Origin of the sequence: Paraburkholderia fungorum (genome assembly GCF_046027215.1) — a bacterium.
Lineage (GTDB): Bacteria > Pseudomonadota > Gammaproteobacteria > Burkholderiales > Burkholderiaceae > Paraburkholderia > Paraburkholderia fungorum_D.
Map to the genome: position 1 here is coordinate 1,973,069 of NZ_JAQQEN010000001.1, position 13,642 is coordinate 1,986,710.

General features: G+C 60.2%; 11 protein-coding genes and 2 tRNA genes. 9 read left to right on the plus strand and 4 right to left on the minus strand.

The window, feature by feature from the left end; genetic code table 11:
* Positions 1-25: 25 nt before the first annotated feature.
* Together PQR27_RS08760 and PQR27_RS08765 are read right to left on the minus strand one after the other, a co-directional pair.
* Complete coding sequence (locus PQR27_RS08760) at positions 26-478, minus strand: MarR family winged helix-turn-helix transcriptional regulator (RefSeq protein ID WP_408523237.1); 453 nt, start codon at positions 476-478, stop codon at positions 26-28.
* A gap of 68 nt (positions 479-546) precedes the next feature.
* Positions 547-1,692: a glycerate kinase gene (locus PQR27_RS08765; RefSeq protein WP_408523238.1), complete on the minus strand. Its 1,146-nt coding sequence runs from the start codon at positions 1,690-1,692 to the stop codon at positions 547-549.
* Between the two features lie 517 nt (positions 1,693-2,209).
* Between PQR27_RS08765 and tig the strand changes: the two genes are divergently transcribed.
* The 8 genes from tig (at position 2,210) to PQR27_RS08805 (ending at position 11,505) form a co-directional block, all read left to right on the plus strand.
* Positions 2,210-3,556: a trigger factor gene (tig, locus tag PQR27_RS08770; RefSeq protein ID WP_408523239.1), complete on the plus strand. Its 1,347-nt coding sequence runs from the start codon at positions 2,210-2,212 to the stop codon at positions 3,554-3,556.
* Positions 3,557-3,747: 191 nt separating this feature from the next.
* Entirely contained in the window at positions 3,748-4,401 is a 654-nt protein-coding gene (gene clpP, locus PQR27_RS08775) for an ATP-dependent Clp endopeptidase proteolytic subunit ClpP (RefSeq protein ID WP_007182010.1), read from the plus strand.
* Between the two features lie 183 nt (positions 4,402-4,584).
* Entirely contained in the window at positions 4,585-5,856 is a 1,272-nt protein-coding gene (gene clpX / locus PQR27_RS08780; protein ID WP_007182009.1) for an ATP-dependent Clp protease ATP-binding subunit ClpX, read from the plus strand.
* 204 nt (positions 5,857-6,060) lie between these two features.
* Positions 6,061-8,484, plus strand: coding sequence for an endopeptidase La (gene lon, locus PQR27_RS08785; RefSeq protein WP_408523241.1), 2,424 nt, complete (start codon positions 6,061-6,063; stop codon positions 8,482-8,484).
* 356 nt (positions 8,485-8,840) lie between these two features.
* Positions 8,841-9,113, plus strand: a complete 273-nt coding sequence (locus PQR27_RS08790) for an HU family DNA-binding protein (RefSeq protein WP_007585907.1) — start codon at positions 8,841-8,843, stop codon at positions 9,111-9,113.
* Positions 9,114-9,282: 169 nt separating this feature from the next.
* Positions 9,283-9,358, plus strand: a tRNA-Val gene (locus PQR27_RS08795).
* A gap of 45 nt (positions 9,359-9,403) precedes the next feature.
* A tRNA-Asp gene (locus PQR27_RS08800) sits at positions 9,404-9,480 on the plus strand.
* Between the two features lie 87 nt (positions 9,481-9,567).
* Positions 9,568-11,505 (plus strand): SurA N-terminal domain-containing protein, encoded by a 1,938-nt coding sequence (locus tag PQR27_RS08805; protein WP_408523243.1) that lies wholly within the window; start codon positions 9,568-9,570, stop codon positions 11,503-11,505.
* 139 nt (positions 11,506-11,644) lie between these two features.
* On the opposite strand, the gene PQR27_RS08810 is transcribed toward PQR27_RS08805, so the two are convergent.
* Complete coding sequence (locus tag PQR27_RS08810; protein WP_408523244.1) at positions 11,645-11,986, minus strand: hypothetical protein; 342 nt, start codon at positions 11,984-11,986, stop codon at positions 11,645-11,647.
* Positions 11,987-12,105: 119 nt separating this feature from the next.
* Positions 12,106-12,810, minus strand: a complete 705-nt coding sequence (locus PQR27_RS08815; RefSeq protein ID WP_408523246.1) for an arylesterase — start codon at positions 12,808-12,810, stop codon at positions 12,106-12,108.
* Here PQR27_RS08815 and PQR27_RS08820 point away from each other — a divergent pair.
* Positions 12,809-13,495 (plus strand): ABC transporter ATP-binding protein, encoded by a 687-nt coding sequence (locus PQR27_RS08820; RefSeq protein ID WP_408523248.1) that lies wholly within the window; start codon positions 12,809-12,811, stop codon positions 13,493-13,495. The genes PQR27_RS08815 and PQR27_RS08820 overlap by 2 nt on opposite strands.
* Positions 13,496-13,642 lie beyond the last annotated feature (147 nt).

Here is a 13,642-nt window from a genome sequence, read left to right on the forward strand (position 1 = left end):
CGACGCGTTGCCCGCGCTGCGTTGCTTATTCCTCGCGCTCCGTCATCGTATTGATGATCTTGTCGAGCGCATGGCCGAACGCGAGTTTTTCCTGTTCGTCGAGGCAGTCGAACAGATCGCCGTTCCACTTGCGCGCGATCGGCATCACTTTGCGATATAACGCACGGCCTTCCGTGGTCAGTGAGACCAGCACGACCCGGCCATCTTCCGCGCTGGGCTCGCGCTGCACCAGCCCTTGCTTGATCAGGGCCTCGGCTGCGCGGCTCGCCTGGCTCTTGTCGAGATTGGCATGCCGCGCCAGTTCCATGATCGAAAATGGTCCGAACGATCCCACTGATGCAATCACGCGCGCCTCAGGCAACGTCACGCCGAGCCTGGCCTGATAGCGCTCGCCGATGCCACGCTCCGCCAGCTTGTTCAGGACATGTAGACGGTAGGTGAGGAACTGTTCGAGTCCGGCTTTAGCGGAGGCCTTCATGGTCTTCCCGTATTGTATTGAGTGGAGCGGTCGTGGCGCTTTGATTGTTGCCGCAACCGTTCCGCCGGTCAACGCGCGCCGTATTTCAGGCGCGTCAATTGTTCGGCCTCGTCGGCCAGCAAGCGCGCCGCATCGCGAATCGCGACCTCGAGAGTGATCGGGCCGGGCGCGGGCGAAAAGCAGCCGCTGAAGTATTCGGCAAGGCGCGGCAGGGCCGCGGAGTCCACCGCGCCGGACAGCAGCGTGGCCGGCACACCCGCTGCCTGCGCATGACGGCAGGCGATGAAGGGCGCCTTGCCATGCAAGGTTTGCACGTCCGAGCGGCCTTCGCCCGTGATCAGCCAGTTCGCGCCTTCGAGTGCCGCGTCGAGACCGATCTGCCTTGCAACGGTTTCCGCGCCCGGCTCGAACTGCGCGCCCAGCATATGCAGCGCGAAGCCCAGTCCGCCGGCCGCGCCCGCACCTGGTTGATCGCGCGCGGTGCGGCCGAGCGCAGCCTCGAGCAGGTCGGCAAAGTGGGCCAGCGCGGCGTCGATCGTGGCGATCTGCTCCGGCTTCACACCTTTTTGCGGGCCGAAGACGGCGGTCGCGCCGTGCTCACCGGTGAGCGGATTGTCGACATCGGACATGCCGACGAACGTGGCATCCGCCAGCCGCGCGTCGAGTTGCGACACGTCGAGCCGTGCCACGCGCGCGAGCTGTTCGGGCGTGGCGTCCAGTTCCTTATCCTGCGCGTCGAAAAGTTTCAGGCCGAGGCCGGCGAGCAGGCCGGCGCCGGCGTCGTTCGTACTGCTGCCACCGAGCGCGACAAAAAAGCGCCGCGCGCCCAGGTCGAGCAGCGCGCAAATCGCTTCGCCCATGCCGCGTGTGCTGCGCGCCTCAACCGGCACGCCCATGCCGATGGGATCGGTGATGCCGACGATTTCAGCCGTTTCGACGATCGCGCTGCCGTCCGCGAGCAAGCCCGTGAGCCCCTCGCGCACCGGGCCGGCCGCGCCGCGCACGGTCAGCTTGCGGCGTTCGCCGCCGCCCGTGAGCATGGCGTCGAGCGTGCCTTCTCCACCGTCGGCCATCGGACAGATGCGCACGGTAGCGTCGGGCCGGGCGCGCTGGATGCCGGACGCAATCGCCTGCGCGACCTGTTCCGCGCTGAGCGAACCTTTGAAGGAATCGGGAGCAATGACGACGACGGGCGAGGACGGCGAATTCGGCATGGTGTCTCTGAATGGTTGGAATCGTTGCGAGGGCGGTGTGGCGGAGAAAAGGCGGCGCAGCCCCGAGCGCGTCCACTAGCTTATCAGCATGGCGGCGCGGACTGAATATGTCGAACGGCATAGCCGGAATCGTCAGCGGGAAAGCGCGGCAGGCGCGGCGCAGGGCGGGCGGCGGTGCGATCCGCGGCGCGCACAGCGGGCGGAAAGCCAGTGCGAGGCAGGGCGGAACGGGCGGGGACCTAGCACGAAACAGGCGGTAAACAGGCGCCAAACAGTCCAAAAACAGCATGGAAAGCGCCCCGAATGCCGATAAAAACGCGCGCAATCATCGAATCCCGGCTAGGCGCGCAAATAGTTTGCTAAAATATTCGGCTCTTTGGACCCAACCGTGCTGCCGGCGGCCTGCAAGCCCGCGGCGCAGGCGCGCAATCGATACTGAGCGACGTCAACGCCATATCGAAAAGCGGCACGGAGAAGATAACTGATTCGCTCGAATAATTTTAGGACGATTGAAGCCATGGCTAACGTTGTTGAAAACCTCGGCAAGCTCGAACGCCGCGTAACGATTTCCCTGCCGAAGGATGCCGTGCAGAAGGAAGTAGACTCGCGTATCCGTCAACTCGCGAAGAACGTGCGCATGCCGGGTTTCCGCCCGGGCAAGGTGCCGCTCAAGATGGTGACGCAACAGTATTCGGGCCAGGTGGAAGCCGAAGTGCTGAGCGACAAGGTCGGCAAGGAATTTTTCGACATCAGCCGCACCGAAAACCTGCGCGTTGCCGGTCAGCCGAGCTTCGCGCCGAAGGCCGACGCTGCTGAAAACGATTACGCGTTCGACGCGACGTTCGAGGTGTATCCGGAAGTGAAGCTGGGCGACGTCGCCACGGCTGAAATCGAACGCACCACGACCACCATCAGCGAAGCGGAAATCGACCGCACGCTGGACATCCTGCGCAAGCAGCGCGTGCACTTCCACGCTCGCGGCGAAGCCGGCGAGCATGGTGACGGCGGTGCGGACACGGCAGCGAAAGACGGCGACCGCGTAACGGTCGACTTCGTCGGCAAGATCGCCGGTGAAGTGTTCCAGGGCGGCAGCGCAGAAGACTTCGCGTTCGTGCTGGGCGAAGGCCGCATGCTGCCGGAATTCGAAAAGGCAGCGCTGGGCCTCGCGGTTGGCGCATCGAAGGAATTCGATCTGGCCTTCCCTGAGGATTACCACGGTAAGGACGTGGCAGGTAAAACGGCACAATTCACGATCACGATGAAGAAGATCGAATGGCCGCACCTGCCGGAAATCGACGGCGAGTTCGCCAAGTCGCTCGGCATTGAAGACGGCGATCTGGTCAAGATGCGCGCGGAGATCAAAGATAACCTCGAGCGCGAGGCAAAGCGCCGCACGCAAGCCATCGTCAAGAACCAGGTGATGGACGCGCTGCTGAAGATTTCCGAACTGGACGTGCCGAACGCGCTGATCGAACAGGATCAGCAGCGCCTCGTCGAAATGGCCCGTCAGGATCTGCAGCAACGTGGCGTGCCGAACGCAGCTGACGCCCCGATCCCGGCTGAGATGTTCAAGGAACAGGCTGAGCGGCGCGTGAAGCTGGGCCTCGTGCTGGCCGAGCTGGTCAAGGCCAACGAGCTGCAAGCCAAGCCGGAGCAGATTCGTGCCGAAGTCGACGAATTCGCGAAAAGCTATGAAGACCCGAAGGAAGTCGTCCGCTGGTATTATTCCAACCAGCAACGTCTTGCCGAAATGGAAGCGTACGTCGTTGAAGCCAATGTCGTCGATTTCGTCCTCAGCAAGGCCAAGGTGACGGACAAGGAAGTGAGCTTCGAAGAACTGGCAAGCGCAACGGCGCAAGCGTAAGCGTCGCTGCAACGGCGTGCCGGCTGTCGGAGCGACGGCCCGCACGCCGTTTTTTTGTGCTGTGAATGTGCGTCGCGTTTGCGCAGTGGTCTGCAACGCGTTTCTCATGATTGCGCACTTGAATACGGGCTCGTCGTACACACCTGTCTAGCATCCAATATTTAGAATATTTCCAGACAAGGATCCATTGCATGACTTTTCGCGCCCAAATGCTGGACACGTTGACTTCCCAGTCGTCGCGGGATCTCGAAGCGCAGGCGCTCGGACTGGTGCCGATCGTCGTGGAAACGAGCGGCCGGGGCGAGCGCTCGTATGACATCTATTCGCGTCTGCTGAAAGAGCGCATCGTGTTCCTGGTCGGTGAGGTGAACGACCAGACGGCCAATCTCGTCGTCGCCCAGATGCTGTTCCTCGAAAGCGAGAACCCGGACAAGGACATCAGTTTCTACATTAACAGCCCGGGCGGTTCGGTTTCTGCCGGGATGGCGATCTACGATACGATGCAGTTCATCAAGCCGGACGTGTCCACGTTGTGCATGGGTCTCGCGGCCAGCATGGGTGCGTTCCTGCTGGCAGCCGGCGCGAAAGGCAAGCGCTTTGCGCTGCCGAATTCGCGCGTGATGATTCACCAGCCGCTGGGCGGCGCGCGCGGTCAGGCATCAGACATCGAAATTCAGGCACGCGAGATACTGTACCTGAAGGAGCGCCTGAATCATCTGCTCGCGCACCATACGGGCCAGCCGGTCGAGCGTATCGCGCGCGACACCGACCGCGACAACTTCATGTCCGGCGATGACGCGCAGGCTTACGGTCTGGTTGACCAGGTCGCGCACAAGCGTCCTTGATCTGGTGCGGTTTTGCCCCGAATTGGGGCAAAACCGTCATCCAGCCGGTTGTGAAATAATCAAGACCCGTCCGAGCGCCTGCGGCAAACGCCGTTATCCTGGCTCAAGTCCTGCCGCGCCCAAACTGCGAGGCAGGGGCAAACGGCGTATCATGTAATCGAGTGTCCGGAGGCTCACACATCTATGGCGGACAAGAAAGGTTCTAACAGCGAAAAGCTGTTGTATTGCTCGTTCTGCGGCAAGAGCCAGCATGAAGTCAAAAAGTTGATTGCCGGCCCGTCGGTCTTCATCTGTGATGAATGCATCGATCTGTGCAACGAAATCATCCGAGATGAAGCTGCAGGTGCGGGCATTGAGGCGGGCTTATCCAAGTCCGACCTGCCGAGTCCGCAGGAAATCCGTGAAATTCTCGACCAGTACGTGATTGGTCAGGAACGCGCGAAGAAGATTCTCGCTGTTGCGGTATACAACCACTACAAGCGCCTGAAGCATCTCGACAAGAAGGATGAAATCGAGCTGTCCAAGAGCAACATCCTGCTGATCGGCCCGACCGGTTCCGGCAAGACCTTGCTCGCGCAAACGCTCGCGCGCCTTCTGAACGTCCCGTTCGTCATTGCCGATGCAACGACGCTGACGGAAGCCGGCTATGTCGGCGAAGACGTCGAAAACATCATTCAGAAGCTGCTGCAGAATTGCAATTATGAAGTTGACAAGGCCCAGCGCGGGATCGTCTACATCGACGAAATCGACAAGATCAGCCGCAAGTCCGACAACCCGTCGATCACCCGTGACGTGTCGGGCGAAGGCGTGCAGCAGGCCTTGCTGAAGCTGGTTGAAGGCACGATGGCGTCGGTGCCGCCGCAGGGTGGCCGCAAGCATCCGAACCAGGACTTCATCCAGGTCGACACCACCAATATTCTGTTCATTTGCGGTGGCGCGTTTGACGGTCTCGAGAAAGTTATCGTCGACCGTACCGAGAAAACCGGTATTGGCTTCGGTGCGAGCGTGAAGAGCAAGCAGGACCGCGACGCGGGCGAAGTGCTGCGCGAAGTGGAGCCGGAAGATCTGATCAAGTTTGGTCTGATTCCCGAACTGATCGGCCGCCTGCCGGTGGTGGCTACGCTCGGCAAGCTCGACGAAGTAGCGTTGATGAAGATCCTCGTCGAACCGAAGAATGCTTTGGTGAAGCAGTACCACAAGCTGTTCAATATGGAACGCGTCGAGCTTGAAATTCGCCCGGCTGCGTTACAGGCTGTCGCACGTAAGGCGATCCGTCGCAAGACGGGCGCTCGCGGCCTGCGCTCCATCCTGGAACAGGCGTTGCTTGATGTCATGTACGATCTGCCGCAGATGAAAGGTGTTAGCAAGGTCATCATCGACGACAACGTGATTGACGGCGACGGCAAACCGCTACTGATCTACGAAGACGCGCCCAAAGTCGCGGGTTCGAACTGATCGGCTTTCGGGTTCTGCACAAAAAAGCCGTTCATGGCGACGTGAACGGCTTTTTTCGTTTATCGTGTGGTTGAGGATGGTAGTTTTCACTATGGAGTCACTGAACCTTCGGAGTCACTGAACTTTTCCCACACGCGGAGGCTTGCAATCTTTTCTGCTGGCCTCACCTATCGAACGAACTGATTCCACTCATGGGGAAATGAAATGTCAGGAACCCAACTCCTTCCGCCGGAACGCATTACGCTCCCGCTGCTCCCGCTGCGTGACGTAGTCGTCTTCCCGCACATGGTGATTCCGCTCTTCGTAGGCCGCCCGAAGTCGATCAAGGCTCTCGAAGCAGCGATGGAAGGCGGCAAGCACATCATGCTCGTCGCCCAGAAAACGGCTGCGAAAGATGAGCCGACCGAAAAGGACATGTACGAAGTAGGATGTATCGCCAACATCCTGCAGATGCTGAAGCTGCCCGATGGCACCGTCAAGGTGCTCGTCGAAGGCTTGCAGCGCGCCAAGACGCTTTCCATCGAAGAACAGGAAACGCAGTTTTCGTGCGAAGTCATGCCGCTCGAACCCGACCACGCCGACAGCGCTGAAACTGAAGCGCTGCGCCGCGCGATCGTGTCGCAGTTCGACCAGTATGTGAAGTTGAACAAGAAGATCCCGCCGGAAATCCTGACATCGCTGTCGGGTATCGACGAAGCCGGGCGTCTGGCCGACACAATCGCGGCGCATCTGCCGCTCAAGCTCGACCAGAAGCAGCACATCCTCGAGATGTTCCCGGTGATCGAGCGCCTCGAGCATCTGCTCGCGCAACTCGAAGCGGAGATCGACATCCTGCAGGTCGAAAAGCGCATCCGTGGGCGTGTCAAACGCCAGATGGAAAAGAGTCAGCGCGAGTACTACCTGAACGAACAGGTCAAGGCGATCCAGAAGGAACTGGGCGAAGGCGAAGAGGGTGCGGATCTCGAGGAACTCGAGAAGCGCATCACGGCCGCTCGTATGCCGAAGGAAGCCAAGAAGAAGGCCGACGCCGAGCTGAAGAAGCTCAAGCTGATGTCGCCGATGTCGGCTGAAGCAACGGTCGTGCGCAACTACATCGATACGCTGATCGGCTTGCCGTGGCGCAAGAAGAGCAAGGTCAATAACGACCTCTCGAATGCGGAGCGCGTGCTCGATGAAGACCACTTCGGTCTCGAGAAAGTCAAGGAACGCATTCTTGAGTATCTCGCGGTCCAGCAACGTGTCGATAAGGTGAAAGCGCCGATCCTGTGCCTCGTTGGGCCTCCGGGTGTCGGTAAGACGTCGCTGGGTCAGTCGATCGCTCGCGCTACGAACCGCAAGTTCGTGCGCATGGCGCTCGGCGGCGTGCGCGACGAAGCCGAGATTCGCGGTCACCGTCGCACGTATATCGGTTCGATGCCCGGCAAGATTCTGCAAAGCCTGACCAAGGTCGGCGTGCGCAATCCGCTCTTCCTGCTCGACGAAGTCGACAAGATGGGGCAGGATTTCCGCGGCGATCCGTCCTCGGCTTTGCTGGAAGTGCTCGACCCGGAACAGAATCATACGTTCGCCGATCACTACGTCGAAGTCGATTTCGATCTCTCGGACGTGATGTTCGTGGCGACGTCGAACTCGCTGAACATTCCGCCGCCGTTGCTCGACCGGATGGAAGTGATCCGTCTGTCGGGTTATACGGAAGACGAGAAGGTCAGCATCGCGCAACGTTATCTTTTGCCCAAGCAGAAGAAGAACAACGGCCTTAAGGATGGCGAGGTCGAGGTCGCGGAAACTGCGATCCGCGACATCATTCGTTACTACACGCGTGAAGCGGGTGTTCGTTCGCTCGAGCGTGAAATTTCGAAGATCTGCCGCAAGGTCGTGAAGATGCTTCTGCTGAAAAAGGCGGAAGGCGCTGTGAAGGTCGACGGCAGCAATATCGACACCTTCCTCGGCGTGCGCAAGTACGACTTCGGTCTGGCCGCGAAAGAAAATCAGGTTGGCCAGGTCACGGGTCTCGCGTGGACGGAAGTCGGCGGCGATCTGCTGACGATCGAAGCCGCGGTGATGCCGGGTAAGGGCAACGTGATCCGCACGGGTTCGCTGGGCGACGTGATGAAGGAATCCGTCGAAGCAGCACGCTCGGTGGTCCGTTCGCGTTCGCGTCGTCTGGGCGTCAAGGACGAAGCGTTCGAAAAGCAGGACATTCACATCCACGTGCCGGAAGGCGCGACGCCGAAGGATGGTCCGTCCGCCGGTATCGCGATGACGACCGCGTTGGTGTCGGTGTTGACCGGTATTCCGGTGCGCGCCGACGTCGCAATGACGGGCGAAATCACTTTGCGTGGCGAAGTTCTGCCGATTGGCGGCCTGAAGGAAAAACTGCTGGCGGCACATCGCGGCGGTATCAAGCTGGTGCTGATTCCGGAAGAAAACGTCAAGGACTTGACGGAGATTCCGGATAACGTGAAGAACGCAATCGAAATCGTGCCGGTCCGCTGGATCGACAAGGTGCTCGAATTGGCGCTCGAACGTGTGCCCGCAGCCTTGCCTGAAGAAGAGCCGAAGCCTGCTGCGCCGGTTGCGGCCGAGCCGGGCAAAGACGCCGCTGCTACTGAGGTCGTGAAACACTGAAGCAGGCAGCAGCGAAAGCAGCGTGCTGGATAGAAACCCGCGGCCTCGTCCGCGGGTTTTTCATTGGTGCGCGCGAGAATGCGTCAAGGGTGCGTCAAGACGCTCCCGGAAGAGGTGCTATCCTAACTTTTGAGCAATTGGCATCCACGAATGCCAATGGGCTATCTCCGTATCGAAGGGCTGCAAGATTTAGTCATGAGAAGCGCGCTCTAAAACTGCTCGAATCAGGCTCAACCCCGCTTGACACAAGGCTTTCGGCCAATTCTAATTACTCGGCTCGGCGTTGCCCGCCGGCCGCGTGATGCCAGGCGCTATAGAGCGCCGTCACGATTGCCATAACATTCTCGGGGGTTGGAATGAATAAAACGGAATTGATCGATCACATCGCACAACAAGCCGACATTTCGAAGGCCGCGGCAGGTCGTGCGCTCGATGCCGTGATCGGTGGCGTCAAAGGTACGTTGAAGAAGGGCGGTTCGGTGACGCTGGTCGGCTTCGGCACGTTCGCGGTCGGCAAACGCACTGCACGCACGGGACGCAATCCGCGCACCGGCGCCGCGATCAAAATCAAGGCAGCAAAGGTTCCTAAATTTAGGCCTGGCAAAGCTCTGAAGGATGCGCTAAACTAACGGGCTTGCTGCTTGATGAACTGCATTGCAGGGCGAATGACACAGCAGCAGATCCGTTAAAGAGAGAAGTACGGGGAAGTGCGACGGATCTGTGTGGCGTAGTGCCACATCAAATGTGAATTTTGTTTGCATCGGGCAGCAAAAACTGAAGCACACTGAATCGCGAAACGGGTGCTTAGCTCAGTTGGTAGAGCGGCGCCCTTACAAGGCGTAGGTCGGGAGTTCGAGCCTCTCAGCACCCACCAGTTTCAGATTCGGAAGAATGTTTCAGTTTGGTAAGCGCAGTATAAGGAGTGGTAGTTCAGTCGGTTAGAATACCGGCCTGTCACGCCGGGGGTCGCGGGTTCGAGTCCCGTCCACTCCGCCAGTATCCTCGAAAGGCGAACTCCGGTTCGCCTTTTTTATTGCCCGCTGTTGTAATATCGGGCGTTCTGTTTTTGGCACTCCTTCACGCATGCTCGATTTTTTCCGCAATCACAAACGCCTGATGATGTTCATGCTCATCCTCGTCATTGTGCCGGGGTTGGGTTTTGTGGGTATTCAAGGTTTTCGCGGCTTCTTTGACGAAAGTGCAAACGTCGCCAGCGTCAACGGTCACAAGATCACTCGCGCAGAGTATGACGACGCGATGCGTCAGCAACTCGACCGCGCACGTCAGATGCTCGGCGCGCAGTTCGACATGAAGTCGTTCGATACGCCGGAGCGCCGTCGCGAGATGCTCGACGGTCTGATCGAGCAGCGCGTGCTGGCCGACGAAACACAGCGCCTGCACCTGACTGCGTCTGACGACGCAGTACGGCGCGTGCTGATGAACGATCCGGTGATCTCGTCGCTGAAGAATCCCGACGGCTCGATCGACGTCGATCGTTACAAGCAATTGCTCGCCATGCAGGGCATGACGCCCGATCAATACGACGAGCGCGTGCGCTATAGCATTGCCACGCAGCAGTTGCCGGCCAGCATTCAAGGCAGCGCGTTCACGTCGAAGACGCTGGCGCAGCATCTGACCGAACTCGCTGAGCAGCAGCGCGAAGTGCAGGGTATCGCGTTCCATCCGCGTGATTACGCGGCAAAGGTGCAGCCGACCGAGGCGCAACTGCAAGCGTATTACGACGCGCATCGCAACGACTTCGCCACGCCCGCTACGGCCACGATCCAGTACCTCGTGCTGTCGCCGGCCGCGCTCGCCGCCGCTGTGCAACCGAGCGACGCCGATCTGAAAAAGTACTACGACGACAATATCGCGAAGTACCGTACGGCCGGTCAGGTGCGTGCGAGCCACATCCTGATCGCGGCGCCTAAAGACGCGAGTCCCGCTGACAAGGCCAAGGCGAAACAGAAGGCGGAAGAACTGCTCGCGCAGATCAAGGCGCATCCTGACCAGTTCGCGCAGATCGCGCAGCAGAATTCGCAGGATCCGGGCTCGGCTTCGAAGGGCGGCGACCTGGGTTACTTCGGCCGCGGCATGATCGCAGGCGGCCAGGCGTTCGACGACGCTGTATTCGGCCTCAAGAAGGACGAAGTGAGCGGTATTGTGCAGACCGATTTCGGTTATCACATTGTCAAGGCGACGGACGTCAAGCCGGCGGTCACCAAGCCGTTCGACGAAGTGAAGGACGCCATCGCGAACGACGTGAAAACGCAGCAGGCAAGCAAGCTGTTCAGTGACGACTCGGACGGCTTCACGTCGATCGTCTACGAAAAGGCGAAGAGCCTGCAGCCGGCCGCTGACAAGTACAAGCTGACGTTGCAAACGGCCACGGTTACGCCGCAGCCGGACCCGAAGCTGCCGCCGGATAGCCCGCTGAACAACGCCAAGTTCCTTGCTGCTGTGTTTGCGAGCGACGCGGTCACGGCGCGCAACAACACCCAGGCGATCGACGTCGGCAACAACACGCTGATTGCAGCGCGTGTAACCGGTTACAAGGCTGCAGCCGTGCCGGCGCTCGACGCCGTCAAGGACGCCGTGCGTCAGAAGGTGATCGCCGCTGAGTCGAACGAGGCGGCTCACAAGGAGGGTATCGCGAAGCTGGCCGAGTTCGAGAAGTCGAAGTCGACCACGGGTTTCTCGTCGCCGCTGAAAGTGTCCCGCAACGACGCACAGGGCGTGCCGCCGGCCGCGTTGAGCGCAATCTACAAAGCAGATGCACAAAAGCTTCCGGCTTACGTCGGCGTGGATCTCGGCGACGACGGTTATGCGATCTATCGGGTGAACTCGGTGGTGGCGAGCGCGCCGGTGAATCCGCAACGCCTCGCTGCCGCGCAGCAGCAGATTGCGCAGGTCGATGCGCAATCAGACGCGGAAGCTTACGTCGAGGCGCTGCGTGCCCGCTCGAAGGTGAAGTTCTACGGCGCACTCGACAGCAGCAATGCGCAAGCAGGCGGCGATTGAGTAATGGCAATGGCGCGTTAGTCGGTACAACGCGCAGGCACAAAAAGAGCCCCGCCAATGCGGGGCTTTTTTCCGTTTGACGTGTACTAGTTCGACAAGCGGCTTGCTTCGTGGCGCAGCGTTAGCTGCCTGCCATCGCTTAGAGACAAGCGCTGATCGAGCTGGTGGCGTCGCTACCCGCCGCGCCATTCGCGCGGAAGCCGACCCACGAACCGGCGCCCGTGTACGACGGACGTACCACCGCGGCGGCGCCGCTCGGTGGCTGCTGACCTGGAACATAGACATCCATGGCCTGATCGTTGGCCAACGTAGCTTGCGACACGACTCGCTGTTGGGAGCTATCGGCCCACTTCTGTGCGATGCATGTCGCGACCGCCTTAGGCGGTTGCTGACTTTGACCCACAGATTGAACGCCCGCAGGCGGTTGAGCGGCGCAAGCAGAAATTGCCACGGTCAAAGCAATTAACGGTAAATATTTCACGTTATCTCCTCAGAAGTCGCTCAGAATCGAGCCGGGGTAGCACGGGATTACAAAGGTGTCAGAGAGTCCTTACCGATCCGTGTTCCCCAATTACCGGAAACAAGTTGTTAGCGAGCTTTTCAGTGCGGCGAACTTGTGCGAAGGAGTGGCTTGACAGCCGGCCACACGTTATTCAGTAGCACTGGTTGTGCCTGCTGCGTGGGATGGATCTGATCGGCCTGAAACATGTCCGGTTTGTCGGCGATACCGGCGAGCAGGAAGGGGACCAAAGGCACGCGCAGTTGCTTCGACAACTCGCCGTACAAGCCGTGGAACTTTTGCGTGTAGTCCGGGCCGTAATTAGGTGGTACATACATGCCCACCAGCACGACTTTTGCGTGGCCTTGCTGAGCCTGCTCGATGATTGTGCGCAGGTTGTCTTCGGTGGTGGCGAGCGGCACGCCGCGCAATGCGTCGTTGGCGCCGAGTTCAACGATCACGATACTCGGCTTGAGGCGTTGCATGAGCGCCGGCAAGCGTGCTCTTCCGCCGCTCGTTGTGTCGCCGCTGATGCTCGCATTGGCGACGCTATAATCGATCCGCTCGTCGGTGAGGCGCTGGCGCATCAATGCAACCCAGCCGGTGTCGCGGGGCAAACCGTACTCGGCGGAAATGCTGTCGCCGAGCACGACGATCACCGGCTTGGCCTGTTCGGGCGTGTTGGCGGCACGCACGGTGAATGATGTCGAAAACAGGGTTGCGGCCAGTACGGCCGAGCCGAATGCCGTAGTCAGCGCCGCGGCGCGTGGCGCTATGGCGCGCACTTTCAACCTACGCTTCACCATGCTAAACAAAACTGATCCAGTCATTGAAGTGCGGGGTTTGTGCAAGAAGGTTAAGGATGCAACAGGCGAACTGACGATTCTCGACGATATCGATCTTGCTATCGATGCCGGCAGCAGTGTGGCGATCGTCGGCGCCTCCGGTTCGGGCAAGTCTACGCTGCTCGGCTTGCTCGCGGGGTTGGACAGCGCGAGCTCCGGCTCGGTTCGGCTGCTCGGCCGTGAACTCACCGAACTGAGCGAAGACGAACGGGCTGCGTTGCGCAGCGGTTCCGTTGGCTTCGTGTTCCAGTCGTTTCAACTGATGCCGCATTTGACGGCGCTCGAAAACGTGACGTTGCCGCTTGAACTGCAGGGCGGCATCGGCACGCGCGAAGCTGCGACGCGCGCGCGTGGTCTGCTGGAGCAGGTGGGGCTCGGCCAGCGCACCGGGCACTATCCGAAGCTACTCTCGGGTGGCGAGCAGCAGCGGGTGGCGCTCGCGCGGGCGTTCGTCACGCATCCGGCCATCCTGTTCGCCGACGAACCGACCGGCAGTCTCGATGCGGCAACCGGCCATGCGGTGATCGATCTGATGTTCCAGATGAACCGGGCGAATGGCGCTACGTTGATTCTGGTGACGCATGACATCGAGCTGGCGCGTCGCTGCGATACGACCGTGACGATCGAGGCAGGGCGGCTCGCCTGAACGCGCGTCATACACATGCTTGACGATGCAACAAAAAGCGGGCCGCAAGGGCCCGCTTTTCATTTCGGCTCATCTACAGGAAAGCCCGGAGATGAAGCGCCACTAAGCGCGTTCGATCACGGCCAACATGAGAAGCGCGCGTGAGCG

Coding starts and splice junctions, on each gene's coding strand:
- PQR27_RS08760 (WP_408523237.1), bottom strand. CDS start 478: ATGAAGGCCTCCGCTAAAGCCGGACTCGAACAGTTCCTCACCTACCGT.
- PQR27_RS08765 (WP_408523238.1), bottom strand. CDS start 1,692: ATGCCGAATTCGCCGTCCTCGCCCGTCGTCGTCATTGCTCCCGATTCC.
- tig (WP_408523239.1), top strand. CDS start 2,210: ATGGCTAACGTTGTTGAAAACCTCGGCAAGCTCGAACGCCGCGTAACG.
- clpP (WP_007182010.1), top strand. CDS start 3,748: ATGACTTTTCGCGCCCAAATGCTGGACACGTTGACTTCCCAGTCGTCG.
- clpX (WP_007182009.1), top strand. CDS start 4,585: ATGGCGGACAAGAAAGGTTCTAACAGCGAAAAGCTGTTGTATTGCTCG.
- lon (WP_408523241.1), top strand. CDS start 6,061: ATGTCAGGAACCCAACTCCTTCCGCCGGAACGCATTACGCTCCCGCTG.
- PQR27_RS08790 (WP_007585907.1), top strand. CDS start 8,841: ATGAATAAAACGGAATTGATCGATCACATCGCACAACAAGCCGACATT.
- PQR27_RS08805 (WP_408523243.1), top strand. CDS start 9,568: ATGCTCGATTTTTTCCGCAATCACAAACGCCTGATGATGTTCATGCTC.
- PQR27_RS08820 (WP_408523248.1), top strand. CDS start 12,809: ATGCTAAACAAAACTGATCCAGTCATTGAAGTGCGGGGTTTGTGCAAG.
- PQR27_RS08815 (WP_408523246.1), bottom strand. CDS start 12,810: ATGGTGAAGCGTAGGTTGAAAGTGCGCGCCATAGCGCCACGCGCCGCG.